Origin of the sequence: Pseudophaeobacter sp. 1A09344, assembly GCF_041008745.1 — a bacterium.
Lineage (GTDB): Bacteria > Pseudomonadota > Alphaproteobacteria > Rhodobacterales > Rhodobacteraceae > Phycobacter > Phycobacter gallaeciensis_A.
In genome coordinates, this window is sequence record NZ_JAXGFS010000002.1 from 215,399 (window position 1) to 240,927 (window position 25,529).

The 25,529-nt window shown below is 61.0% G+C and carries 23 protein-coding genes and 1 tRNA gene; 12 read left to right on the top strand and 12 right to left on the bottom strand.

Going from position 1 to position 25,529, the window contains the following annotated elements:
- Positions 1 to 262 precede the first annotated feature (262 nt).
- The 5 genes from SM765_RS04165 to SM765_RS04185 all read right to left on the bottom strand — a co-directional run bounded on the left by SM765_RS04165 (position 263) and on the right by SM765_RS04185 (position 4,971).
- Positions 263 to 901: an aspartate/glutamate racemase family protein gene (locus SM765_RS04165; protein ID WP_274837391.1), complete on the bottom strand. Its 639-nt coding sequence runs from the start codon at positions 899 to 901 to the stop codon at positions 263 to 265.
- A 3-nt stretch (positions 902 to 904) separates the two neighbouring features.
- On the bottom strand, positions 905 to 1,741 hold the full coding sequence (locus tag SM765_RS04170; RefSeq protein WP_274834800.1) for an ABC transporter permease: 837 nt from the start codon (positions 1,739 to 1,741) through the stop codon (positions 905 to 907).
- A 3-nt stretch (positions 1,742 to 1,744) separates the two neighbouring features.
- Positions 1,745 to 2,593, bottom strand: coding sequence for an ABC transporter permease (locus tag SM765_RS04175; RefSeq protein ID WP_274834801.1), 849 nt, complete (start codon positions 2,591 to 2,593; stop codon positions 1,745 to 1,747).
- 71 nt (positions 2,594 to 2,664) lie between these two features.
- On the bottom strand, positions 2,665 to 3,930 hold the full coding sequence (locus SM765_RS04180; protein WP_274834953.1) for an ABC transporter substrate-binding protein: 1,266 nt from the start codon (positions 3,928 to 3,930) through the stop codon (positions 2,665 to 2,667).
- 57 nt (positions 3,931 to 3,987) lie between these two features.
- Complete coding sequence (locus tag SM765_RS04185; protein WP_274834802.1) at positions 3,988 to 4,971, bottom strand: ABC transporter ATP-binding protein; 984 nt, start codon at positions 4,969 to 4,971, stop codon at positions 3,988 to 3,990.
- 237 nt (positions 4,972 to 5,208) lie between these two features.
- Between SM765_RS04185 and SM765_RS04190 the strand changes: the two genes are divergently transcribed.
- From SM765_RS04190 to SM765_RS04200, 3 genes are all read left to right on the top strand, one after another.
- Entirely contained in the window at positions 5,209 to 5,919 is a 711-nt protein-coding gene (locus tag SM765_RS04190) for a GntR family transcriptional regulator (protein ID WP_274837389.1), read from the top strand.
- A 106-nt stretch (positions 5,920 to 6,025) separates the two neighbouring features.
- Positions 6,026 to 7,099: an ABC transporter ATP-binding protein gene (locus SM765_RS04195; RefSeq protein ID WP_274837388.1), complete on the top strand. Its 1,074-nt coding sequence runs from the start codon at positions 6,026 to 6,028 to the stop codon at positions 7,097 to 7,099.
- The gene (locus tag SM765_RS04200; RefSeq protein WP_274837387.1) at positions 7,086 to 7,604 is read left to right on the top strand and encodes an HD domain-containing protein; all 519 of its coding nucleotides are present in this window, start codon (positions 7,086 to 7,088) and stop codon (positions 7,602 to 7,604) included. The genes SM765_RS04195 and SM765_RS04200 overlap by 14 nt, the downstream gene beginning before the upstream one ends.
- A gap of 13 nt (positions 7,605 to 7,617) precedes the next feature.
- On the opposite strand, the gene SM765_RS04205 is transcribed toward SM765_RS04200, so the two are convergent.
- The 4 genes from SM765_RS04205 to SM765_RS04220 form a co-directional block, all read right to left on the bottom strand.
- A complete protein-coding gene (locus SM765_RS04205; RefSeq protein WP_274837386.1) occupies positions 7,618 to 9,327 on the bottom strand; it encodes an ABC transporter permease in 1,710 nt (569 codons plus the stop codon).
- 3 nt (positions 9,328 to 9,330) lie between these two features.
- Positions 9,331 to 10,308, bottom strand: a complete 978-nt coding sequence (locus SM765_RS04210; protein ID WP_274837385.1) for an ABC transporter substrate-binding protein — start codon at positions 10,306 to 10,308, stop codon at positions 9,331 to 9,333.
- A 298-nt stretch (positions 10,309 to 10,606) separates the two neighbouring features.
- A tRNA-Leu gene (locus SM765_RS04215) sits at positions 10,607 to 10,693 on the bottom strand.
- A 170-nt stretch (positions 10,694 to 10,863) separates the two neighbouring features.
- Positions 10,864 to 12,495: a peptidoglycan-binding domain-containing protein gene (locus SM765_RS04220; protein WP_274837384.1), complete on the bottom strand. Its 1,632-nt coding sequence runs from the start codon at positions 12,493 to 12,495 to the stop codon at positions 10,864 to 10,866.
- A gap of 133 nt (positions 12,496 to 12,628) precedes the next feature.
- Here SM765_RS04220 and lipB point away from each other — a divergent pair, with 133 nt between their 5' ends.
- Complete coding sequence (gene lipB, locus SM765_RS04225; RefSeq protein ID WP_274837383.1) at positions 12,629 to 13,312, top strand: lipoyl(octanoyl) transferase LipB; 684 nt, start codon at positions 12,629 to 12,631, stop codon at positions 13,310 to 13,312.
- A 369-nt stretch (positions 13,313 to 13,681) separates the two neighbouring features.
- Here lipB and SM765_RS04230 read toward each other — a convergent pair whose 3' ends face one another.
- On the bottom strand, positions 13,682 to 14,104 hold the full coding sequence (locus tag SM765_RS04230) for an HIT family protein (RefSeq protein WP_274837382.1): 423 nt from the start codon (positions 14,102 to 14,104) through the stop codon (positions 13,682 to 13,684).
- Between the two features lie 241 nt (positions 14,105 to 14,345).
- Between SM765_RS04230 and SM765_RS04235 the strand changes: the two genes are divergently transcribed.
- The 3 genes from SM765_RS04235 (at position 14,346) to SM765_RS04245 (ending at position 17,669) form a co-directional block, all read left to right on the top strand.
- Positions 14,346 to 16,049: a cytochrome c oxidase subunit I gene (locus SM765_RS04235; RefSeq protein WP_065271198.1), complete on the top strand. Its 1,704-nt coding sequence runs from the start codon at positions 14,346 to 14,348 to the stop codon at positions 16,047 to 16,049.
- A gap of 160 nt (positions 16,050 to 16,209) precedes the next feature.
- Entirely contained in the window at positions 16,210 to 16,704 is a 495-nt protein-coding gene (locus SM765_RS04240) for a DUF2244 domain-containing protein (RefSeq protein ID WP_274837381.1), read from the top strand.
- Between the two features lie 209 nt (positions 16,705 to 16,913).
- Positions 16,914 to 17,669 carry a prephenate dehydrogenase gene (locus SM765_RS04245; RefSeq protein WP_274837380.1) on the top strand — a complete coding sequence of 252 codons (756 nt, stop codon included), beginning with the start codon at positions 16,914 to 16,916 and terminating at the stop codon, positions 17,667 to 17,669.
- Between the two features lie 77 nt (positions 17,670 to 17,746).
- On the opposite strand, the gene SM765_RS04250 is transcribed toward SM765_RS04245, so the two are convergent.
- Complete coding sequence (locus tag SM765_RS04250; RefSeq protein WP_065271200.1) at positions 17,747 to 18,220, bottom strand: GatB/YqeY domain-containing protein; 474 nt, start codon at positions 18,218 to 18,220, stop codon at positions 17,747 to 17,749.
- 182 nt (positions 18,221 to 18,402) lie between these two features.
- On the opposite strand from SM765_RS04250, the gene carA reads away from it, so the two are divergent.
- Together carA and SM765_RS04260 are read left to right on the top strand one after the other, a co-directional pair.
- Complete coding sequence (gene carA / locus SM765_RS04255; RefSeq protein ID WP_065271201.1) at positions 18,403 to 19,566, top strand: glutamine-hydrolyzing carbamoyl-phosphate synthase small subunit; 1,164 nt, start codon at positions 18,403 to 18,405, stop codon at positions 19,564 to 19,566.
- Positions 19,567 to 19,909: 343 nt separating this feature from the next.
- A complete protein-coding gene (locus tag SM765_RS04260; protein ID WP_274837379.1) occupies positions 19,910 to 21,694 on the top strand; it encodes a glycosyltransferase in 1,785 nt (594 codons plus the stop codon).
- A 58-nt stretch (positions 21,695 to 21,752) separates the two neighbouring features.
- Here SM765_RS04260 and SM765_RS04265 read toward each other — a convergent pair whose 3' ends face one another.
- A complete protein-coding gene (locus tag SM765_RS04265; RefSeq protein ID WP_274834954.1) occupies positions 21,753 to 22,403 on the bottom strand; it encodes a GntR family transcriptional regulator in 651 nt (216 codons plus the stop codon).
- 144 nt (positions 22,404 to 22,547) lie between these two features.
- Between SM765_RS04265 and SM765_RS04270 the strand changes: the two genes are divergently transcribed.
- The 3 genes from SM765_RS04270 (at position 22,548) to SM765_RS04280 (ending at position 24,916) form a co-directional block, all read left to right on the top strand.
- Positions 22,548 to 23,192: a pyrimidine 5'-nucleotidase gene (locus SM765_RS04270; RefSeq protein WP_065271203.1), complete on the top strand. Its 645-nt coding sequence runs from the start codon at positions 22,548 to 22,550 to the stop codon at positions 23,190 to 23,192.
- A gap of 204 nt (positions 23,193 to 23,396) precedes the next feature.
- Positions 23,397 to 23,645, top strand: coding sequence for a hypothetical protein (locus SM765_RS04275; RefSeq protein WP_274837378.1), 249 nt, complete (start codon positions 23,397 to 23,399; stop codon positions 23,643 to 23,645).
- A 74-nt stretch (positions 23,646 to 23,719) separates the two neighbouring features.
- Positions 23,720 to 24,916 (top strand): UbiH/UbiF family hydroxylase, encoded by a 1,197-nt coding sequence (locus SM765_RS04280; protein WP_274837377.1) that lies wholly within the window; start codon positions 23,720 to 23,722, stop codon positions 24,914 to 24,916.
- Positions 24,917 to 25,529: the final 613 nt, after the last annotated feature.

Consider the following 25,529-nt stretch of genomic DNA (forward strand, 5'->3'; position numbering starts at 1 on the left):
ATATTGGCGCTCATAGGTTACCGTTAGTATTGCGTCCAGTACGCCCCGTGTGAGTTTTTCTGAGAAAAGAACGATAGATACACTGGCCGCACGAGGCCATCAAACCGACCCCAATGGCTTTCCGTGAGGTGGAGGAAATTGGGGGCCCAGGTCAGATGACAGAATACAGAGCTTAGAGAGAAAGGCGGCAAACCATGTACCGACTGAACTCATCTGCGAAAGCTATATAGATTTTCAAGGCTAGCCGCCCGCACCGCACAGCTCAACCGACCAACGCGCGGCTGAGCTTCGCTGCCGCAGTCACGCCGTCAATAACGGTCAGTCCCGGGAGATCGCCCAGATGGCCGGTAACCGACACCGCGCCGGCGCATCCGATGATTACATTTACGGTGTCGGGCGGAAGCTGATGGGCGGCAGCGGTGAAAGCTGCTGCGGCTTCAGCGGGGCTATCTTCTAGCAGCAGCACCGGAACATTCGCGGCTCGGATCGTGTCGATATGCGAGGCATGCCCCTGCGCGCCGATATTGGCCTCGATCACCGGCACGGCAGCCTGCACCGTGGTGATCACCGCTGTCGGCCCGCCGATCAGCTCGGCCATGACATAGCTGGCCTGCCCGATCCCGAGCACCGGACAGGTGGCAAGCTGCCGGGCTTCGTCCAGTCCGGTATCATCGAAACAGGCGATCACGATGGCCCGCGCGCCCGTATCCGAGGCCTTGCGGACCAACTCCAGCAGCGGCGGCACTGCCCGCGCGCCATCCTCAGGCCCCTCGATGGCGGGCGGCCCATCGACCGAGGTCCAACCTTCGAACCGGATGTCCGGCGCGGTGCGGCGGGCGGCGGCCAGGATGCTGGTGGTCATGGCTTCGGTGCTGTTGGGATTGATCACGATCACCGGCATTGCTCAGACCATCCCCTTGCCCGCATCGGATCCGCGATCCTTTTTGCGTGCCATCAGCCAGACGGTCAGAAAAAAGACCCCGATCACCACCAGCGAAAACCCAGTGGTCAAGGTGCCAAGGGCAAAGATCACTGGCGTGGTCACATTGGTGGTCATGCCGAAGATTTCCAGCGGCAGAGTGTTATAGCTGCCCGCCGTCATCAGGGTGCGGGCAAACTCGTCATAGCTGAGCGTGAAGCCGAACAAGGCCACCCCCAGCAAGGACGGCGCGATGATCGGCAGGACCACATGCGCAAAGGTCTGCCAGGCAGTGGCGCCGAGATCGCGGGCAGCTTCCTCATAGCTTTTGTCAAAACGGTTGAAGACGGCGAACATGATCAACAGGCCAAAGGGCAGCGTCCAGGTCAGCTGGCTGCCATAGCCAGAACTCGCCCAATGCACTGGCAGCCCCAACTGGTTGAAGATCAACCCGACCCCAAGGGATACCAGGATCGACGGGATCACCAGCGAGGTGACGGCGAGGTAGAACAGCAGCCCGGAGCCTGCAAAACGCTTGCGGAAGGCAAGGCCGCCCAGGACCGAGACCACCACGGTTGTCACCATGACCATCAGCCCCAGCGCAAAGGAACGGCGGAAGCTGCCCCAGATATCACCCACGGCCTGTTCCTGAAACAGATCGCGGAACCAATAGAGCGACACCCCGTTCATCGGGAATGTCAGCCCGCCCTGCGGCCCTTGAAAGCTGAGGATGCCGATGGTCAGGATCGGCCCGTAGAGGAAGAGTACGAAGAGACTGAAAAAGGCGGCGAGGATGTAAAAGGACCGGCTGCGCGTTTCCATCGATCAAAGCTCCTTGCGAATATCGACCAGCCGCAAGAGCAGCGCGATCACGATCAGAACGGTGCACAGCAGCACCACCGCCGTGGCCGAGGCCGAAGGGTATTGCAGCAGGCTGATGTCATTTGAGATCAGCCGCCCGACGTTGGCGCGTTGCGATCCGGACATGAACCGCACGGTGATGAAGTCTCCCATCACCAGGGTTGAGACAAAGATCGTCCCGATCATGATCCCGGGTTTGCACAGCGGCACGATCACCGTCCACAGGGTCTGCAGACCGCTGGCACCGCAATCGCGGGCGGCCTCCAGCAGGGAGCGGTCGATGCGCATCATCGAATTGAAGATCGGCACCACCATGAACAGGGTGTAAAGGTGCACAAAGGCCAGAACGACGCTGAAATCACTGAACAGCAACCACTCCAACGGCTCGTCTATGACGCCCCAGCTGATCAGCGCCGAGTTGGCCAGCCCGTTGCGGCCCAGGAAGGGAATCCAGCTGATCATCCGGATGATGTTCGAGGTCCAGAACGGAATTGTGCAGAGCAGGAACAGCCCGATCTGCCATTTCAGGCTGCGCACCTCGAAGGCGAGGAAATAGGCAACGGTAAAGCCGATCAACAGCGTCAGCGCCCAGGTGAGAAACGCGTATTTGAAGGTGTTGAAAAACACCGTGTAGGTGACCGGCGATCCGAACAGGAATTCGTAATTGTCGAACTGGAACGCCGGGTAGATCGAATATTCCGTCGCGCCCCAGAAGCTGACGATCACGATCATGATGATGGGCGCCACCAGAAACCCAAGCAGTACCAACGCCATCGGCGCAGCCTGAATCCATGCGATGATCTGTCTGCTCATATCCGGGGTCCGGTCCTTGATGAAATACGGGAAGAGGTTGCGGGGGCAGAGATGCCCCCGCAGGTGTTGTGTCAGGCGGCGATGAATTCGTTCCACTTGCGGACCATGTACTGGTTTTCCTCCATGACGGAGTTCCAGCAGGCCACTGCGCCCATACGGTCATAGAAGGAGCCGCCGTCGCGCACTTCGCCTGCTCCGGCCAGCTTGTCTCCGAAGGGCGAAGTGATGATGTCGGTGCTTTCCTTGCCTTCGAACCAGTAGCCCCATTCGTTTTCGGACATGAAGCTCTTGGAGGTCTCTGGCACCGCCGAATAATAGCCCTGACGCATCAGGAAGCCGCCGACCCAGCCGCTGAGATACCAGTTGATGTATTCATAGGCCGCATCCAGCTCCATGCCGGACAGGGAGGCCGACAGGCCGATGCCACCGCCCCAGCTGCGATAGCCTTCTTTCAGGGGCTGATAGACGCAGTCGATCCCGCGCGAACGAACCGCAGTGATGGCCGGCGACCACATCGACTGGATCACTACCTCACCCGAGGCCATCAGGTTGACGCTTTCGTCGAAAGTTTTCCAGAAGGCGCGGAACTGGCCGTTCTTCTTTGCTTCGGTGAAGATCGCGATGGTCTTGTCGATCTCTTCGCGGGTCATGTTGCCCTTGTCGCCATAGCTGATTTCGCCCATCGCCTCGCAGACCATGGCCATATCCATGATGCCGATCGAGGAGATATCGAGGATCGAGGCCTTGCCCTTGAACTCGGGGTTCAGCAGCTCGGACCAGCTTTCGATCGGACGGCCGATCAGATCAGGACGGATACCCAGCGTGTCGGCGTTGTAGATCGTTGGGATCAGCGTCATCCAGCCGGATTCGCTATCGACGAAATCGGTGCCGCCCGGACCATCAACGAAACCGACAGTATGCGGCGCGGTGCCTTGCGCAATCTCGCTGTCGGGTGTCAGTTTGCCGTCGCGGAAGATGCCAACGATCTTGTCGTAATTGGTGATCTTGGAGGCGTCCATGGCTTGAAGGTTGCCGGTTGGCCAGACTTTCTTGCAGACGAAATACTCGATATCGGCAATATCGAAACTGTCCGGCTGGGTGGCAGCGCGCTGGGTGACGCTGTCGGTATCCAGCGCGGTCATTTCCAGTGTGATGCCAAGGTCCTCTTTGACCTTGGTCGCCACTTCATTGAGGTTGGACACGCCGGTGCCGAACTGGCGCAGGGTGATGTTCTTGCTCTCCTGTCCCCAGACCATCGGCGCCGGAAGCGCAGAGGCCGCGAGCGCCGCGCCACCCGTTTTCAGCAGTGCCCGGCGGCTATAGCGAATTTTCGAAATCGTCGTCATGGTCTTTCCCTCTCTGTTATGCGTTTTGCGTTATTTGCGTTGTGGTGTTCATGCGGAGAGCGGGTGCGCGACCCGGTCCTCCCAGTCGAGGCCAATGACCTCTCCCAGTTCCTTTGGGGTTTGCAGGAAATCCATGTCCGGCATCAGCGCCGTGACATCCTGACCGCCTGCGACCTCGGCGGTCAGCGCAACATGGGTTCCCTGGTATTCGATCCCGGTGACCCGCCCGTCGATGCGCCCTGCCTGCGCGGCGGTGACCGTCATTTCATCCGTGCGCAGCGCGATATTGCCCTGCGGCAGGTTCAGCACGTTGTGCCCGCCCATGAAGCGCGCCACGAAGGCGGTCTTGGGGCGGTTGAAGACATCGCGCGCCGGGCCTGCCTGTTCGATACGGGCATCGTTCATCACGATGATCTCATCGGCCAGCGCCAGCGCCTCGTCCTGACCGTGGGTGACATGGATGAAACTGATGCCCAGCTCACGCTGCAGCCGCTTCAGCTCGGCCCGCATGCGGATGCGCAGGAACGGATCCAGTGCCGAGAGTGGCTCGTCCAGCAGCAGCACCTGTGGACGGGTGATCAGGGCACGGGCCAGCGCGACACGTTGCTGTTGCCCGCCCGATAGCTGATCCGGCTTGCGGTCTGCCAGCGCCGTCATCTCGACCAGCTCCAGCATTTCATCGGCGCGCTTGTCCCGGGTGGGTTTCTCAATGCCAGCCATGCGCAGGCTGAAGGAAACGTTGTCGCGCACGCTGAGATGGGGAAACAGGGCGTAGTTCTGGAACATCATCGCCGTGCCCCGCTGCGCCGGCGGCAGATGTGAAACATCCCGCCCCGCCAGCACAATCGATCCATCGCTGACCGTTTCGTGCCCGGCGATCATGCGCAGGGTCGAGGATTTCCCACAACCCGAAGGCCCCAAAAGGCAGGCATAGACCCCTGCCTTGAAACGATGCGCGATGGCATCGACCGCAACGGTTCCGCCGTAGCGTTTGGTCAGCGCAACAAGTTCAAGATCAGCATGTCCGGTCATCTGCGTCCCCAGCGTTCAGTTGCAGCCAGAAAGGCCGAAGCCGGACGCATTGCGCAAAGCCTACCGGTCACGGAAAGGGCCGATTCTCGCAATTGCCTGCAATCTGACCGCTGTTGTGCGGGCTTTGGTCAAATATTGCGCACAATATTGTATACAATCATCTCATATGCCGTATTCGATATGACTTCATCTTGTCATGGAATCCGCCAGCCCTCATGTCTGTGGCAGGAGCACCCCATGACGCGATTCGTAGACAAACCCGATTTTATCCAACCCGCTGTGAACGGCCCCTCGGCCCATCTCGTGGCCTCTCTCAGCCAGGCGATACATGAGCATCGCCTTCTGCCTGGCACCAAACTGGGCGAGGATGAGCTGAGTGAGATCTACAATGTCTCGCGCACCGTGGTGCGCAGCGCGCTTCAGGCGCTGTCGCATGTGGAACTGGTCGAATTGAAACGCAACCGCGGCGCCTTTGTCTCGCAGCCAACCGTGCGCGAGGCGCGCGAAGTTTTCGAGGCGCGCGCCCTTCTGGAACCGCGCACCGCCCATTCGGCTGCAGAGCGCATGACGCCCGAGGACGTAGCCCGGCTGGAGGCGCATATCGCCGCCGAACACGAGGCCCTGGCCGAGGGCGAGGTCGGCAAGGCCCTGCGTCTGTCGGGGCATTTCCATATCGAGATTTCGCGCATCGCCGACCAATCCACAATCGCGGGCTTTATCGAGCGGCTGGTGGCGCGGTCTTCGCTGATCATTGCGCTTTACTGGAAACGGCAAAGAGCCCTGTGTGAAAAGCACGCCCATCACGCGTTGGTCGATGCCTTCCGGCGGGGGGACGGTCAAGACGCCGAAGAGCTGATGAAAAGCCATCTGCTGGATATCGTTTCGGGGCTCGACCTCAGCGAGACGCCCAAGCCGACCGGAAGCCTGAAAGAGATCCTGAAGGGCTGAGCCCCTGCCCCGCATCCGGCATGGAAACGCGCCCTGTCATAAAACGGTTACCCCAGCCGACCATGTAGCCCGAACAGGTGAACTCTTGATTCCCGAAAGGCGACGGATGGCAGGCGGAATACAGGTCAATTCGATTGGCAAGACCTATGCAGGCAAACCCGCCGTCGATGGCGTCTCCTTCGACATTGCCCAGCATGAATTCTTTGTCATCGTCGGGCAGTCCGGTTGCGGCAAAAGCACGCTTCTGCGGCTGATCGCCGGACTGGAAACCCCGGATCAGGGCGAAATCCGGCTGCACGGGGATCTAGTTGCCGGGGACGGGACCATGGTTCCACCGGAACAGCGCGGCACGGGTTTCGTGTTTCAGTCCTACGCGCTCTGGCCGCATATGACGGTGCGGGGCAATGTTGCCTTTCCGCTGGAAGCCGCGGGCATGTCCCGCAGACAGGCGGCCCGGATGGCCGAACCACACCTGGAAACGGTCTCCATGCAGGCGCTGGCAGATCGCAAACCCGAAGCCCTGTCCGGCGGTCAACGGCAGCGGGTGGCGCTGGCGCGCTGCCTTGCCGGAGGCGCCAAAACCGTGCTTATGGACGAACCGCTTGCCAATCTGGACCCGCACCTGCGCGGCACCATGGAGAAGGAACTGCTGCGGTTCCACCGCTCTTCGGGGGCCACCACCATCTACATCACCCATGATCAGCGCGAAGCCATGGCGCTGGCCGACAGGATGGCGGTGATGCAGGACGGGCGCTTCCTGCAGATCGGCACACCGCAAGAGATATACGACCGCCCGGCCTGCCCCGAGGTGGCGCGTTTCATCGGTCAGGGCGCGGTGGTGCCCGTCACCTACAAGGATGGGATTGCCGAACTGGCCGGGCATCGCTTCCCTGCCACCGCCCTGCCCTGCCACCCCAGTGGCCCGGCGCAGGCCTTGTTGCGGCCCGAAGGCATCAGAATCCTGCCGGATGCGGCCGAGGGTGGAGTGCACGGCACGGTCCGCAGCATCCTTTACCGCGGCGGCATCTGGGACGCGGAGGTTGAGATCGCCGGGGGCGCGATGGTGTCGCTCACACACAACGCGGCGCTACAGATCGGCCAGCCTCTGTCACTTGCCGTCGATCAAGCCTGGGTGCTGCCGCCAATGCAAACCTGTGGAGAGCTGGATGAGACGGCCTGAAGATTACTTCGCGCCGGACAGCGACCGGCTGGCCCATATCCAGCAGGTGATCAGGACAGCCCGGGCGATTGAGGCGCGGCGCTCCTTCGCCGGTCGCCTGATCGCCGCTGCTGCCTATCACGACATCGGTTATGCACGCTCTCTGGCCACAACCGGGTTCCACCCCGTCGACGGCGCCGAGATTGGCCGCAAGGACGGGTTTGATGGCGAAATCGTCGACGCGGTGCTGCATCATTCCGGCGCGCGCGGACTGGCCAGCCGCAGCAGACCAGGTCTGATGCATATGTACGGCCCGGACTGCCGCATGACTGAAACCGCGCTCAGCCGCGCGCTGACCTTTTGCGACAACCGCTCCGGCCCAAGGGGTGAAAGCCTCAGCCTTGCCGCGCGGATTGCCGACATCCAGGTCCGGCACGCGGGCAACGCGGCCATTCTGGACACTACAGAAGCCTACCTTCCGGTTTTCGAAGCCATCGACGCCGAATTCGCCCCGCTGCTCGATTGATCCCCGGGTCCGGTCAGATGCGCCAAGGCACCACGCCACGCGGAGCGTTCTTGCCGAGCCGGTCCAGCGCCACCATCAGAAGCACCGTGGCCACAATCGTGATGCTGGCCATAGCCGCCGCCAGTGTGGTGTAACCGCCATCCTCGTAATTGTAGATCGTGGTGCCAATGGTTTCATTGCCCGAGGACCACAGCAAAGCCGAGACTGTCACTTCGTTATAGGCCGTCAGGAACACCAAGATCGCGCCTGAGGCCGCTGCCGGTGCGATAAGCGGCACAAAGATGCGGCGCATCCGGAACATATAGCCGCCCCCAGCGATGCGGGCGGCCTCTTCCAGCGCCGGATCAAGCTGCACGAAGGCGGCACTGACCGGCTTCAACCCGACGGAAAAGAACGCGCAAAGATACGCAAGAAAGATGATCCCGAGGGTGTTGTAGAGCGCGATGTTCAGAACCGGTAATGGTTTCAGGAAGGCCAGGATGAAAGCGATCGAGATCACTAACCCCGGAATAGCATAGGTCATCTCGGCCAGGGTAGCGATGCCCATCCCGGTACGCCGCGTGGCGCCCCTGCGGGAAGCCATGAACCGCGCCACGAAAATGCAGCCCACGGAAATCACAACGGCGGCGACACCTGCGCTGAGGGAGGAATTCAGAAACGCCCGCGCCGTGACGGCCTGCCGGAACAGAACCTCGATAAAATTGTCCAGCGTGATGGTCTCTGCATTCAGCGGCAGCCCATAGGTGCGCACCAGAGCGGTCGCCAGCAGCGCCGAAACCGGCAGCACCAGCGTCGCAAAGACCAGCCCCGCCAGCGCGCCTTCGGTCCAGATCCGCAACCGGCCGAGCCGAATCTGCAGTGGTGGTTGCGGCGGCCCGATCAGCGTGTTGCGGGTACGGCGCAGCAAGAGCGTCTGAACGAGAATGACCGTCACAGCCAGCACCGCCAGAAGGGAAGCAATCACCGCAACATCGGTCAGGACCGAAGGTCCGAAGCTGGCCAGCCTCTGCCAGATCAGCACCGGCAGTGTGATATAGCGGGCCGGAATGCCCAGCAGCGCCTGAATGCCGAAATTGCCCAGCGACGACACAAAAGCCAGCGCAAAGGCTGCGATCAGCGTCGGCGCCAGCAAAGGCAGAATGATCCGCCGCAACAGCCCCATACCGCGGGCACCGGCGATCCGTGCGGCGTCGCTCATTTCCCGCGGCAGGCTGCGCAGGGCCGCCAGCACCACCAAAAAAACCAGTGGCGTATGCTGCACGCCCAAAAGGAAGACGAGCCCCCCCTTGGAATAAAGCGGATGGGTCGCCCCCAGTTCGGGCGCCATGCCCAGACTGCGCAGGATCGGCGAGGACGGCCCCATCGCTTGTATCCAGGCAATCGCGGTCACATGCGGCGGCACCATCATCGGGATAAGCAGCAGGAAGGTGAACGCCCCCTTCCAGCGGATATCGGTCAGCCCCATGACCAGCGCGATCCCCGCCCCAGCCACCAATGACAGGATAGAAGACAAAAAGGCGCTTTCCAGAGAATGGAAGAAGGCGCGCAAGACCGAGCGGGACCCAAGGGCCTCCAGCAGCGGCGCAAGGCTGAGCATGCCGTCCTGCGTTATCCCGACACGCGCCAATAGGCTGAGGGGATAGACCAGAACCAACAAGGCAAAAAGCACCGCAGCGGCAAGGGCCAGCCCCTCTCCGCTGCGGAAATAATTCAATCGGGACAAGGGTTAGCCGCCGAAAATCTCGGTGAACTTCATCTTGCTCTCGGTGTCTTCAGCCAGTGCCTTGGCCGGGTCAAATTCGAGCAGCTTGATATCGGGCAGCGCCGGGAACCCTTCCGGCGGGGTGATGCCTGGATGCGCGGGCAGATACCCCATGTCCGATGCCATCTGCTGGCCTTCCTCGGAGATCAGGAAGTCGACAAAGGCCTTGGCCGCGTCGGGGTTCTTGGCAGTCGACAGGATCGCGGCCGGTTCGGTCACGGCCGACACGCCCTCCTCGGGGAAGACGAACTCGACCGGGGCACCGGCCAGCTTGTTGCGGATCGGCAGGAAATCGACAACGAAGCCATAAAGCTTCTCACCACCGGCGATGGCCTTGTAGGTGCCGCCATTGCCGCCCTTGGGGTTGGCGCCCTGTGCCGCGAGGCCTTCGTAAAAGTTCCAGCCAAGATCGGGGTTGCTGGTGATCGCGGCCATGTGAATGGTCGCCGCGCCGCTGGTCAGCGGAGAGGGCATCGCCAGCTTGTCCTTGGCTTCGGGCTTCAGAAGATCGGCATAGGAGGTCGGCACCATCTCGGCGCCGGTGTTGTAGACGATGCCGGTGGTGATCAGCTTGGTCGAGAAATAATGCCCCTCGGGATCCATCAGCGCCGGGTCATAGGCCGATGTGTCCGCCTCGGGGTAGGCCATCAGGCGTCCTTCAGCCTCCAGCCCTTCCATGGTGACCATATCTGCGATCAGCAGCACATCGGGCTGCGGCGCATCGGCTGCGAACTCGGCCCGCAGTTTGGCCATGATCTTGGTCGTGCCGTCGCGGATCCATTCGACCTCGACATCGGGGTACTTGGCCTGAAATGCATCGACGGTCTGCTGGGCGTCGGCATTGGGCTGGGAGGTATAGACAACCAGCTTGCCCGACACATCGGCGGCCATGGCAGAGGTGGACAACAAGGCGGCGGCAAGCGCGGAAAGAGCGAAACGCATGAGAGTCTCCGTAGAGTGGTTACGATTGCTCACCGGGCTAGCAGTGCCGTGTAACAACATTCCGACGGAAGGCCTGAAAAGCCGACAGCGCGCTTATTTCCGCAACCCCAAAGGCCCTGCCAATCAGATGGCCTGCATTGCTGCCAGCCCCATGCATGCGCACAGATGCCAACCAACGCCCGCGCCCGTCTCATTTGGTGAACAGCCCGCTCGGTTGATTTGCACGCAGGAAACGAACCGCTGCGATTACGTCCCTCGACATGGGAACGCTCAGATCAATCAACTTAGGGAAGATAGTTGGTGCGGTCGAGAAGACTCGAACTTCCACTCCGGTTAAGGAACAGCGACCTCAACGCTGCGCGTCTACCAATTCCGCCACGACCGCACTGCCTAGGCTTGGTGTAGGGGCGTATAGACGAGCCGCCTGGTGATGTGAAGAGGCAAAATGCCGAAATTGACATCTTGCCTCTTCGAAAATTTGTGACCGCTGAAACGAGACTTCAACTGGTACGCAATCGCCCGGTTGACTGCCCCTTTCCGCAATGGGATCGGAGATCAGTTGTTCGAGAATGTTGGCAAGGCCGCCGCGGCGCCTGAGGCCGGTACGGGTTGCAGTTGGCCGGAACCACCAAGTTGCGCAGCCGCCGCCTTGATCAGACCAGCGCGCTCCGGCTGGCCGGGCGAGAAGACCGCTTCGGCGCCATTTTCCAGAGCCGTGACAGCAACGGCGTACCAATCCTGCGCCGCAGGAACGGATTTGGCTGCACCGAACCCCTGCGACATGTGGTGGCCGATCAGCTCGGCGTAGGGGCGTTTGCCGATGGCGACCATGATCAGCGCCGATCCCATCGCGATATCCAGCTTGTCCCGGCGATAGCCCGAGAACATGCAGACGGCCGCCGTGTTGGCCAGCTGATCAATCGACATGTTGGATTGCAGCACGAACTTTTGCACATCTGCCATGACGGCCTGACTGTTGTCAGAGTCCAGTCGCGCCAGGAAAGGCTGGATCGCCGGGGCAAAGGAATCGCACTGGCTGTCGACCTGCGCCGAAGTCACATTCGTCAGGGTCGCCACGATGGCTTCGCCGGAATTCATCGCATAGGAGCGCGCGATGCAGAACTGCTCGCCCAGCGCGAGGTCAGGGTCCGTCATCGTCGACACGGTCATATAACCGCCATTCGAATTGGTCAGCAGGCTGACCTTGCTGCAATGACTGGCCAAAGAGGCCGTCTGTGCCGCCTGCGAAGGCGCGTTGAAGGTCGGGATCGCTCCGAGCGCCTGACCGCCGGCCGATGCCATCACCGTGCCGCCCTGCTGCGACGCAGCCGGAGGTGTTGCAGGCGCCGGGGCTGCGGGTACCGCCTGCCCTGCCCCCTGGCCCGAGGCCTGCAACGTATCATTCATGCGGCACACGCCCTGATGGCAGGAGAAGCTCGCCGTCGTGACACCGCGCGCCATGAAATCGTTGCGCTGGTACCCTTGCGGGGTCGAGGCAAAGACCATGACCGAACAATGCGAGGCGCCGCACCAGAAAGAGCTGCCCGAAACGGAGGTGTCGATCAGATAATCGTTCTTGCCGTCGCCGTTGATGTCCGCCAGCTGCATGAACCCGGAGCGCTGCAACAGTTGTTCGGCGCTCGGTTCGGCAGAGGCGGCGATTTCGTCGACAGCATCGCTGACCTCGATCGGCAGTCCGGCATAGCCGGTGCTGGCGCTGCGCACGCCTGCGGCCTCATCCCGCCAGGTGTGCAGCAAGCCGCGCACGCCGTTGGGGCCTTGCATCGCCTTGATTACCTGCGGGCCACCGATCTGGGCACGATTATAAGATGAGACCAGAAAATCCCGTTCATAGGCGGTCAGCTGACCGGTTGCCGGAAAACCCATATGGACCTGGTACTGGCTGATCGCAGTCCGGGACCGACGCCCCATGACGCCATCCGGCGTACCCGCCGGGAAGCCGAAGTAGTTGAGAGAAGCCTGCGTTTCACGGTTGTGCGCCCGCGTGGCCGAATAGCCTTGGCTGACGGTGCGGCGTTTCTTGTTGCGGTTCACCTCATTGACGATGGCGCCGCCGACAATGCCGCCCAGAAGAGCGGCCCCAAGATTATCAGCAGCAACGGGGCCAGAAGGGGCGGATAGAAACAGGGTCGCCGCAAGCGCGGTCTTGATCGGGGTACGGAACATGAAACAGGCCCTCTATTGAACAACAAAAAGAATCGTTGCAAATAGGATACCCTGAAAATGCTGATTTTCTGCAGATTTTTTCCTGCAGCATTGGACTTCCATTTTCCTAAAACTCCATCAGAGGTGCCCTGCAATGGTTGACTGGATCACATCCGACACCCCCGTCGATTATCAGGAAGCGACCGATTTCATGGAGGCACGGGCCGCAGCCATCGCGGCAGGCGAGGCAGATGAGTGCATCTGGCTGCTTGAACATCCGCCGCTTTACACCGCCGGAACCTCGGCGCGGGTGGAAGACCTGACCGACCCAGAGCGGTTTCCGGTCTACCCGTCAAAACGCGGCGGGCAATATACTTATCACGGCCCCGGTCAGCGGGTTGTCTATGTGATGCTGGACGTGGGTAAACGCGGCCATGATGTGCGCCGTTTTGTGCAGCAGCTGGAAGACTGGGTGATCCGCGCGCTGGCGGAGTTCAACCTGACCGGACACATCCGCTGCGGTCGTGTCGGCGTCTGGATCGAACGCCCGGACAAACCGCGGACCGCGACGGGAGAAATCGCAGAAGACAAGATCGCCGCGATCGGGATCCGCCTGCGTAAATGGGTGAGTTTCCACGGAATTTCGATCAACGTGGAACCGGATCTGGAGCATTTCACCGGAATCGTGCCCTGCGGCATCACGGAGCATGGCGTCACAAGTCTGGTGGATATGGGCCTGCCTGTCACCATGGCCGATGTCGATGTCGCCCTGCGCCGCAGCTTCGAAGAGGTCTTCGGGGCAGAGGCTACCACTGACGGGACTTGCTGCTCCGCCTGATCCCAGGATTGCTGCCCCGGCGTGATCGAGCAAAAACACCCCAAATCAGTGTGAGGTCGGCACAGTCACAGGAAGTGACCGCTTTGCCACCTTATACATTGACTGCCGGGGGCGCCGCATCGGTAGACCAATGCAATGGAGATCCGCCCAATCCCACCAATGTGTTGTGTCCCCGTCCCCAGAAGGCTGGCCGAAGAACCAGAGGCAGGAGGCGGGCATGGACGGCCATCCTAAGCAGAGGCAAAACGCCTGACCAGCACCCGGTCGGTCCGCCCCCCGGAACAACGCCCAGTTTTCGGTCGAGTTAATATTCGCCGCCGCCCTTCAAAAAGATGCGGCAGCGATGTCGTTCAGCATTGCATCAGCCGGTCAACCGGCGACCGCATCCCGGATCTTGGCCGCGTGCTCCTGGATCTGCTCCATGTCGCCCATTTTGCCCGGCGGGCGCAGCTTGTCGCCTTCCTTGCGTGGCAGCACGTGAAAATGCAGGTGGAACACCTCTTGCCCACCTGCGGCCTCGTTGAACTGCTGGATGGTGACACCGTCCGCGTCAAAAGCCTTGAGCACCGCGTGGCCCATTTTCTGCACGGTCCGCATGACGGCCGCCAGTTGCTCGGGGCTGGCATCCAGAACGTTGCGGCAGGGTGTTTTCGGGATAACCAGCAGATGCCCATCTGCCCGGGGCATGATATCCATGAAAGCGAGAGTATCATCATCTTCATAAACCCGCGCCGAGGGGATTTCCCCGCGCAGCAATTTTGCAAAGATATTGTCAGAATCATAGGCGGGCATCGGCTGTCTCTCCATCCTTGGCGGTCTCCCGGTTTTGCGCGCCGGGCTGGCGCAGGTCTAACATTGCCGATCCGCGATAGGAATGCCCCCCAGAAAAGCCACCCCCCGCGACAATTATTCTTGATCCAGATCAAACTCCGCCATTGAAGGCCCTTTAAGGGCGCTCTAAAACCAACATCGAGTCTAGGCCGCCCGGAAACCCTCCCAGTGGCCTTAAGTTTTGCAACAGGAGGCACCTTAAATGGCAGACGCAGCCATTCATGGTCACGGCCACGAAGACGAGCGCGGTTTTTTCACCCGCTGGTTCATGAGCACGAACCATAAGGATATCGGCATTCTCTACCTGATCGTTTCGGCGCTTGCAGGTTTCATTTCCGTCGCGTTCACCGTGTTCATGCGGCTTGAGCTGATGGACCCCGGCGTTCAGTACATGTGCATGGAGCACCTGGACAAAGGTCTCATCAGCGGCTTCTTGAGCACGATGGCGGCATCTGTTCCGGGCGAATGTACCCCGAACGGACACCTCTGGAACGTTCTGATCACCGCGCACGGCATCCTGATGATGTTCTTCGTGGTCATCCCGGCACTGTTCGGCGGTTTCGGCAACTACTTCATGCCGCTGCAGATCGGCGCGCCGGACATGGCGTTCCCGCGGATGAACAACCTCAGCTTCTGGCTCTACGTGGCTGGTACCTCGCTGGCGGTTGCCTCGGTGCTGGCACCGGGCGGCAACGACCAGATGGGGTCTGGCGTGGGCTGGGTTCTCTACCCGCCGCTGTCGGTCAACGAAGGCGGTTTCTCGATGGACCTGGCGATCTTCGCCGTCCACGTTTCGGGTGCTTCGTCGATCCTCGGCGCGATCAACATGATCACCACCTTCCTGAACATGCGTGCCCCCGGCATGACCCTGTTCAAGGTGCCGCTGTTCTCCTGGTCGATCTTTGTTACCTCCTGGCTGATCCTGCTGTCCCTGCCGGTTCTGGCTGGCGCCATCACCATGCTGCTGATGGACCGTAACTTCGGCTTTACCTTCTTTGATCCCGCAGGCGGTGGTGACCCGATCCTGTACCAGCACATCCTGTGGTTCTTCGGCCACCCGGAAGTGTACATCGTGATCCTGCCGGGCTTTGGTATCATTTCCCACGTGATCGCGACCTTCTCGAAGAAGCCGGTCTTTGGTTACCTGCCGATGGTCTGGGCGATCATTGCGATCGGTGTTCTGGGCTTCGTCGTCTGGGCGCACCACATGTATACCGTTGGTATGTCGCTGAACCAGCAGGCCTACTTCATGCTGGCAACGATGGTCATTGCGGTTCCCACCGGGGTTAAGGTCTTCTCCTGGATCGCAACCATGTGGGGCGGCTCCATCGAGTTCAAAGCGCCCATGATGTTCGCTTTCGGCTTCCTGTTCCTGTTCACCGTTGGTGGTGTGACCGGTGTGGTTCTGTCGCAGGCCGCCGTGGACCGTGCCTATCACGACACTTACTATGTGGTTGCTCACTTCCACTACGTGATGTCGCTGGGTGCTGTCTTCGCGATCTTCGCAGGCATCTACTTCTACTTCGGCAAGATGACCGGCAAGCAGTACTCCGAGATCGGCGCTCAGATTCACTTCTGGATGTTCTTCATCGGTGCAAACCTGACCTTCTTCCCCCAGCACTTCCTGGGCCGTCAGGGCATGCCGCGTCGTTACATCGACTATCCCGAAGGCTTCGCCTACTGGAACAAGATCTCGTCCTACGGCGCGTTCCTGTCCTTCGCATCCTTCGTGTTCTTCTTCGGTGTCGTGATCTACTCGCTGCTGCGCGGCGCACGCATCACCCAGAACAACTACTGGAACGAATATGCCGATACGCTTGAGTGGACGCTGCCCTCGCCGCCGCCCGAGCACACCTTTGAAATCCTGCCCAAGCAGGAAGACTGGGATCGTTCCCACTCCCACTAAAAGGTGGATGGCACAGTAAAACAAAAGGCCCCGGAGCATCTGCTCCGGGGCCTTTTTTCGTAGATTCAATCTTCTCTTTTGCGACAAAGCGCGCCTTGAAAACCTTCGCGCCGGGACCATAATTCAAAGCTCTATCCACTCCCTACATCCTGCTCGTCTCATGCCCTACAACTGGACCCACGCCGACAGCGCCGCAGAAGGCGATGCTCCTCGAGAGTTGCACCTGTGGCCGCATCAATCCCTGCCCGTAGAAGGCTACGTGCGGTTTCTGGCCCTGACTGCCGTTCTGATTTCGGTGCCCCTGCTGCCGCTGCTTGGATCCTTCGTTCTTTGGGGGCTTTTGCCGTTTCTTTTGATCACCCTCTTCGGCATGAAATGGGCGCTGGACCGCAGCCGACGCGACCGGCAGATCCTGGAGGTCCTGACGCTGGGCCCCGAAGAGGCCCGGCTGGAGCGCACCGGCCCCCGCGGCGGACATCAAAGCTGGCATTGCAACCGCCATTGGACCACCGTCCAACTGCACGCCCATGATGGACCAGTGCCCAATTACGTGACCCTGCGCGGCGGAGGCCGGGAAGTGGAGATCGGCGCCTTCCTGTCCGAGGATGAGCGCAAGGCGCTCTATGACGACCTGCAATCGGCACTGGGACGCTGAGCCTGCTGAAATCGGGTTTTGACTTTCCCCAGTCCGCGGGTTACTCAGCCTGCATGTGTAAAACGACGCCTCTTTTCAGCACCGTTTATTATCCGCTGTTTCCATAACGGCGGCCGCATACACCTGTTTTGATGTTCACCCGCCGCGATCCGGCGGTCAGCAGCAGCATCAGACACTCCTCCGGTATCGTGGCCCACCGGAGCGTTTCGATGACTTCAATGCCTCATATCCACACGGTTGGCCTGATCGGCTTTGGCCAATTCGGTAAGCTGATCGCCCGCCACCTGTCGCCGCATGTACCGCTCGTGATTTGCGATCCAGCCCTGCCACCAGACGCCATCTCAGGACCGAACCAGCGCTCCGGCGATCTGGCCACGGCCGCTGGTTGCCCGTTGGTGATCCTCGCGGTGCCGGTTCATACCATCGGGAGCGTCTGTAGTGAGATCCTCCCATACCTTCAGCCCGGCGCCATTGTCGCGGATGTCGGGTCGGTCAAGCTGGAGCCGGTACAAATCATGCAAAGCCGCCTGCCGGATCATGTCGACCTCGTGGGCACCCACCCGCTTTTTGGCCCGCAAAGCGCCCGCGCTGGCCTCGCTGGTCACAAGATTGCCCTTTGCAACATACGTGGCAGGTCTCACCTGCCCCTGGCGGCCTTTCTCAGAACGGTGTTGGGCCTACAGGTGATTCTGACCACCGCCGAGCAGCACGATATTGAGGCCGCCACCGTTCAGGGGCTGACGCACCTAATTGCCCGAACCCTGTCCGACATGGGCCCCCTGCCTGCCCGGATGACGACTGCCAGCTTTGACCGGCTGGTCGAAGCGGTGCAGATGGTTCAGGGGGATCCCCCTGCCGTCTTTGCCGCAATTGCAGAAGCCAATCCCTTTGCCGCAAAGGTACGCGAAGATTTCCTGCGCAAGGCCGGGGCCGTGGTCGGCGCTCTGGATGCCGAACTGCCATAAAAGCAAAAAGCCCGCAGCGATGCGGGCCTTTTTTTGCACTCAATTTTTCATGGCGAGTGCCCGATCCGGCAACTGTCTCAGCAGCCGCCTTCAGAGCACAGCTCGTCCTTGACCATCGGGCCGACAAGGCCGAAATCGACTTGGCCGGTGTATTTGGACTTCAGAACACCCATGACCTTGCCCATATCCCGGATCGAGGCCGCACCGGTGTCGCTGACCGCGCTCTTGACCGCGCTGCGGATCTCTTCTTCGGTCAGCTGTTTGGGCAGGAATTCTTCGATGATGGTAATTTCCGCCAGTTCCCGCTCAGCTAGGTCCAGACGACCGCCCTCTTCATAGGCGCGGGCGCTTTCGTTGCGCTGCTTGGTCATCTTGCCCAGGATCCCGAGGATTTCAGCATCGCCGATACTGCCTTCCTCACCATCACCGCGCGCGGCGATTTCCTTGTCCTTGATCGCGGCATTGATCAGGCGAAGCGTTGCCAGCCGTTCGGCTGCCTTGTCTTTCATGGCCTGCTTCAGGGCCTGATTGACCCGTGTACGCGTATCCATTTTTCTGTACCCATCCCCATGGCATCGGAATTCGGACGTTTATCCAATTGAAAGCCGCATTTCAAGCGCGCGCTCTGACGCCCTTTGCCTGCAGGCTTTGTCGCGCCTGTGCGCAGCGCTCTTGACCCGCTCTGAACCACCCCCTACAAGCCCTTGAATTTCACCTCATGGAGAGTCGTGTCATGGCCGATACCGCACCGTCCAAGCCAACCGCGTGCCTTGCGCTTGCTGATGGAACCGTCTTTTACGGAACCGGGTTCGGCGCAACAGGACGAACCGTGGCCGAGCTGTGTTTCAACACCGCGATGACCGGCTATCAGGAGATCATGACCGACCCGTCTTATGCCGGGCAAATCGTGACCTTTACCTTCCCGCATATCGGCAACACCGGCGTCACCCCCGAGGATGACGAAACCGGCGATCCGGTTGCGGCGGGCATGGTGGTGAAATGGGACCCGACGCTGGCCTCCAACTGGCGCGCCACCGAAGAGCTGAAAGCCTGGCTGACCCGCACCGGACGCATCGCCATCGGCGGCATCGACACCCGGCGCCTGACCCGCGCGATCCGCCAGCAGGGCGCTCCGCATGCGGCGCTGGCGCATGATCCGGAAGGCAACTTCGACGTCGAAGCACTGGTTGCAGCCGCCCGCGGCTGGTCCGGTCTGGAAGGTCTGGATCTGGCCAAGGACGTCACCTGCGCCCAAAGCTATCGCTGGGACGAAATGCGGTGGGCCTGGCCCGAAGGCTATACCCGTCAGGAGGCCCCCCAGCACAAAGTCGTCGCCGTCGACTATGGCGCTAAGCGCAACATCCTGCGTTGCCTGGCCTCTGCGGGCTGCGATGTGACCGTTCTGCCTGCAACGGCCACGGCCGAAGAGGTGCTCGCCCATAATCCTGACGGAGTGTTCCTGTCCAATGGCCCCGGCGATCCGGCGGCCACCGGCGCCTATGCCGTGCCGATGATCAAGACGATCCTCGACACCACCGATCTGCCCGTTTTTGGCATCTGCCTTGGACACCAGATGCTGGCGCTGGCGCTGGGTGGTAAGACGGTCAAGATGAACCACGGCCACCATGGGGCAAACCACCCGGTGAAAGAACATTCCACCGGCAAGGTTGAGATTACCTCGATGAACCACGGGTTTGCAGTAGACGCGCAGTCCCTGCCCGAAGGCGTGGAAGAGACCCACATTTCGCTCTTTGACGGCTCCAACTGTGGCATCGCCATGACCGGGCGACCTGTCTATTCTGTACAGCACCACCCGGAGGCCAGCCCCGGTCCGCAGGACAGTTTTTACCTTTTCGAACGTTTTGCGGAAGCCATGGCGACCCGCAAGGCTTCGTAAAAAGACCCCCGGGAAAACCCCAAGCTCAGCACTGTTAACCGCCCATTAACCATGGGCGGCAACCGTAGCCCCACCTTCCATCTGGGGTTGATTTGACATGGACAAACACACACAGGGATTGCGGCCCCCGGCAAGCGCGCTCATCCGGGCGCATCAGGCTCAGGTTCATCTCACCGCGCGTCAGAACCAAAAAAGTAGGAACCATTCCGCTTTCGGCCCCCCTCCGGCAAGGATCAAACCGCGCCAACCGCCAGCGCCCAGCGCCGGACCACCGGCGGACGCAGCTATCCGTGCGCTAACCCTGCGGCAGCATGGAAAATCCCTGCCAGACAGCCAGCAATCCATGTTGCCAAGGACCACGCGATCCTTTGAAAAAGGCGCGCAAACGTCCCAGGGGAACAAAGCCTCTGACCCAGACATTTTCCGCTATGTCGAGCTGGCAAAGGCCCGCCCTGACCCAAACCTTCTACACAAAATGCCCCCGGCCTTCTGGCTGCGAAACTCTGCCGTGCCCTGGATGCGGCTGGGGGATTCCATCGTTGTGGCCATGGCCGATCTCAGCCAGGCCGACCGGGTTAAGGCACAACTGCGCAATGCCTTTGGCACCGTGATCCCGGTTCTTGCCCGCAAGGTGCAGGTGCAGGACCTTCTGACGCGCACCCTGCGGCACCGGATGGTGCGCAGAGCCAGCCACAGCGTGCCTTCCGAGATGAGCAGCCGGTTCCTGGCCCACGGCAGGCTGCATATGGCAATTGCAGTCTGGCTGGGAATGGTGCTGAGCCTTTCCATCCTGATGCCGCTGTTTGTGTTCAATGCCCTGAGCGCGTTTGCAATGGCGCTGCTCCTGCTGTTCGCAGGCTTCCGGGTGATTGGCCTTGCAGGGTTTCTGGCAGAGCGTTACCGCCCGCCCCCGCAGCCCCGCGGGCGCCTGCGACCGGATCATTTGCCACGCATATCGGTGCTGGTCCCGCTATTGAAAGAGGCCGAAATCAGCGCCGCGCTTTTGCACCGGCTCAGGAAACTGCGCTATCCACGCCATCTGCTGGACGTTCTTCTGGTGCTGGAAGAGGATGACGTTGTCACGCTACGGGCGGTTCAAAAGGCGCGACTGCCTCATTGGACCCGGGTGATCAGGGTTCCAGCCTATGCGGATCTGACGACCAAACCCCGGGCGCTGAACTATGCTCTGAACTACTGCCACGGCGACATCATCGGTGTCTGGGACGCCGAAGACGCGCCGCAGCCCGATCAGTTGCACCGGGTGGCAGAGGCCTTTGCCCATGCCCCGCCTGAACTTGCCTGCGTGCAGGGGGTGCTGGATTATTACAACCCGCGTGCAAGCTGGATCGCGCGTTGTTTTACGCTGGAATACGCCAGCTGGTTCCGCATCATTCTAAAGGGAATTGCCCGCATGGGGCTGGTCGTGCCTCTCGGTGGCACCACCATGTTCGTTAGGCGCGACATTCTGGACCGCGTCGGCGGCTGGGACGCCCACAATGTGACCGAGGACGCGGACCTGGGTGTGCGCCTGTTCCGAGCGGGCTATCGCACCGAGATGCTGGCCTCCACCACCTATGAAGAGGCCAATTGCCGTCCCTGGCCCTGGATCAAGCAGAGGTCACGCTGGCTGAAGGGCTTCATGGTGACCTATTGTGTGCACATGCGCTCCCCGGCGCAGCTGTTCCGGGATCTTGGCTGGCGGCAGTTCCTGGGGTTTCAGGTCTTTTTCCTTGGCTCTGTCGGGCAATTTCTGCTCGCACCGTTCTTGTGGAGCTTCTGGCTCGTGGCCCTCGGCGTTCCCCATCCCAGTGCGGGCACGGTTCCCGGGGGCTGGCTGAAGCTGGCCGTCGCAAGTCTGGTGATTTTTGAGATTCTGAACCAGACCACGGCTGTTATCGCGGCCTTTGTGACCGGTCGGCGGTGGCTGGCCCCATGGGCCCCCTGCCTGCTGTTCTACTATCCCATGGGCGTCGTTGCCGCCTACAAAGGGTTCTATGAATTGGTTTTTCATCCCTTCTTCTGGGACAAGACCGATCATGGGATCCACGCGCCGGATGAATGCCCTGCGCCACAGGCAGAGGATCCTGAGCAAACCGCCCCCCGGAACACCGCACCCACAGGACCTTAGAACACCGACGGTTGTCTCCGCCAAAGCAACCAGAGGTCACCGGTCAGCAACCGGCTGCTCAGCCCTTGCTGCGGTCGCCAGCATCCTGTTTCAGACGGGTCATGAAGGCGATAGAAATATGATCTTTCAGGGCATCTGCCGCAGCATCCGCATCGCGCCTGCTGATCGCATCCACGATACCCTTATGCTCGGATTGCGCGATCTTGCCGCGCCCCTTGGCCGCCAGCGAGGTGGTTGCCATCAGCGCCATTGTCCGGTGCACCAGATTGAGCTGCTGGACCAGATAGCGGTTGTGCGAGGCAAGGTGGATCTGTTCGTGAAAGCGCCGGTTCGCCTTGGCCAGCTCGGTCGGATCATCGACCAGCTGATCATCGGCCTTCACCATCTCCTGCAGGACACGGATCTCTTCCTCGGTGGCGTGCTGCGCGGCAAGCCGCGCGGCCAGACCTTCCAGTTCGCGCCGCACCACATAGAGCTCGGCCATCTGGTTATGATCCAGCGAGGCCACGATCAGCGACCTGCCGTCCCGCTCCAGCAGCGATTGCGTTTCAAGCCGTTGCAGGGCTTCGCGGATCGGCGTGCGGGAGACGCCAAAGCGTTCGGCCAGATCACTTTCCACCAGTCGGTCGCCGGGCCGGTAGACGCCTACGTCGATGGCTTCAAGGATCAGCGCATAGGCGTCTTTCTGGGTGCTGCGGTGGTGGTTCATGGTTTTTCCGTGGGATTTCATCCGGTCTTTTCTACAGTGCGGCCCCGGCCAATCAAGCCTCTTGCTCAATTTGCGCCGAAATCACGCAGGTCAGAAAAGCCGCGCTGCATTGCAAAACAGCTGCATCCAACTTAATCGAAGGGCATGGTCAAATCACATTTCTCTCATGTCCGTCACTGGGTCTTCGACCTCGACAACACGCTTTACCCGCCCTCGGCGCGGCTGTTCGATCAGATCGAGGTCAAGATGACCGATTATGTGATGGCCGAACTGGGCGTGGATCACGCCGAGGCCGACCGTCTGCGCAAACACTACTGGCGTGAACATGGCACCACCTTGGCCGGGCTGATGCAAGAGCACGGCATCGATCCCGATCCCTATCTGGTTGCGGTGCACGACATTTCCTTTGCGCCGCTGGACCCGGATGCCGAGCTTGCCGCCCGGATCAGGGATCTGCCGGGGCGGCGGATCGTCTATACCAACGGCAGCGCCCCCTATGCCGAGCGGGTTCTCGAAGCGCGCGGTCTGGCTGGGCTGTTTGACGGGATCTACGGAGTCGAACATGCCGATTACCGGCCAAAGCCCGAACGGCAGGCATTCGACACTGTGTTTGCCAAGGCGGGCATTGCGCCACAAAGCGCTGCCATGTTCGAGGATGATCCCCGCAATCTGGCTGCACCGCACGCCATGGGCATGCGCACCGTCCATGTCGCACCAGCCCCGCAAGACGGCGATCACATCCATCACCATACTGATGATCTGACAGGGTTCCTGAGCCGCCTGTTATAGAACCGGCACCGCTCCCCCGTACCCTTATCCACTCAATGGCTGCACCGGGTCGTCCGGCGCGGCAGAATGGCTGCTGAACCGCGGTAAATTTCGGCTCAGCTGAGCGGTTTTCCCCGCGTAAGCAGACTGCGACGAAATCTCGCCTGCAATAGTCACCTTTCCTGACCTAGATGAAGCCGCAGTAATACATACAGGAAACGCGATATGACTGCTTATACACTTCCCGAACGCCTGTCTCTCTGGCAGCGGCTGCTGTTTGCCATCCCCCTTCTGGGCCGGATCTGCAAAGAGGTCGCCTATGGCGCCAAGGACAACATCTATTACGCGCTTGGCACCTTCGTCAGCCTCTGGGGTTGCTCGGTGGTCATGTTCGGCGTTCCCGGTCTTTATATACCGGCCCTGTGCATTGTACCGGTGATGTTCACGCTCTTGATCCTGATCACGCGCGGATAAGGACCATATGCCGCTTGTCATTCCTCTGCCTAGGGGCATATCTCAGGGCAGACGGACGATGAAAGGCGGCAGCCATGGACCAGACCTGTGACATCCTGATTTCCGGCGGCGGCATCGCCGGACTGACAGCCGCCGCCACTTTTGGCTCTGCCGGGTTCCGGGTGATCTGCGTCGACCCGGCGCCCCCGATTACCGAGCGGGACGTCGATGGCTCCGACCTGCGCACCACCGCAGTCCTGCAGCCCGCCCGCGACCTGCTGGAGCGTTGCGGCCTTTGGGTCCGGCTTGCTGATCACGCCGCCCCCCTCCAGATCATGCGCATCGTCGATGCTGGCGGAGAGTACCCCGAACCGCGGGTGGTGCGGGATTTCAACGCCGCCGATATCTCGGACCAGCCCTTTGGCTGGAACCTGCCCAACTGGTTGTTGCGCCGGGAGCTGGTCGCAGCGCTGGCTGATCTGCCGAATGTGGATTTCCGCCCGGGCGTTGGCACCACGCAGTTGTTCACCCGCCTGAACGAAGCTCGCGTGACCCTGACCGACGGCAGCCAGCAAAAGGCGAAACTGGTTCTTGCTTGCGACGGGCGCAATTCCCCGATGCGAGAGGCCGCAGGCATTCCGGTCAAGACCACCCGATACGGGCAAAAGGCGCTGGCCTTTGCGGTAACCCATCCGGTCCCACATGAAAACGTCTCGACCGAAATCCACCGCTCGGGCGGGCCATTCACCCTGGTCCCCCTGCCCGACTATCAAGGCTTGCCGTCCTCAGCCGTAGTCTGGATGGAACGCGGTCCGCGGGCGAGCGAGTTGCTGCAGATGGAGACGGCAGAGTTCGAGGCCGCGATGACCCGGCGCAGCTGTGGCTTGCTGGGTGATCTGACGCTGGCCTCCCGCCGGACCATCTGGCCGATCATCAGCCAGTCGGCTGAGCGGCTGAACGGCGAGCGGTTGGCGCTGATGGCAGAGGCGGCCCACGTGGTGCCGCCAATCGGCGCCCAAGGGCTGAACATGTCGCTGAGTGATCTGCGCTGTCTGCTGGAACTGGCCGAGGCCCGCCCCGAGGGATTGGGCGATGCTGCGATGCTGGAGGCCTACAACAAGGCCCGCCACAAGGACATCATGCTGCGCGTCAAAGGCATCGACCTGTTGAACCGCACCTCAATGCTGGCACCGCGCCCGCTGCGCGATCTACGTGCCTTTGGCCTGAATGCGCTCTATTCGATGGCGCCGGTGCGCCGGACCCTGATGCAGATGGGCCTTGGCGTAAAATAACCAGGCAAAGAACTTCGGGCGCATCACGGTGGATGCCGCGCCTGCCATAGTTGGCGGGCCTTTCCCGTTGCGGATAACGTCGCAGTGCCCTGCTGCCATGTTGCAGGCGTCTGAGGACGCTTCGGATATGGCGTGATTTTCATTTACTCAGCGAGCCTCCGTCTGGCTGGGTTCTGCGGGCGCCACGGCATGTCGCTATCACGATCGGCCTAGACGGCGCCCTGCCCACGACCTTGCTTCATGATCGCACCGCCGAACTCCCCTCAAAGGTGTACCGATCAGTTTTCACTCACGCGCGCTTGAGCTTTGAAAGCAAGTTATTAAGCCACTGAAAAGTATTAAAATTTCCCTCTCCAACTTGTGAAGAGAGCGGAGCAGATAAGAATCACATTGACATTTGCGCACCGATCAGTACACCCTTCAGAGCATTGACTGATCAGTTAACTCATAGGTTATCAGGGAGGAGGCGCATCATGACGGATCAGCCCCAAATTGCAGGCGATGCCACCGGCCCACAGCGCGTCAGGCGCCCAAATGGAGCCGACAGGCGCAATTTCGAGGCCCGTGGAGGCACCAAGGACACCCCGAAGTCTCTATCCCTAAATCAAAAGAT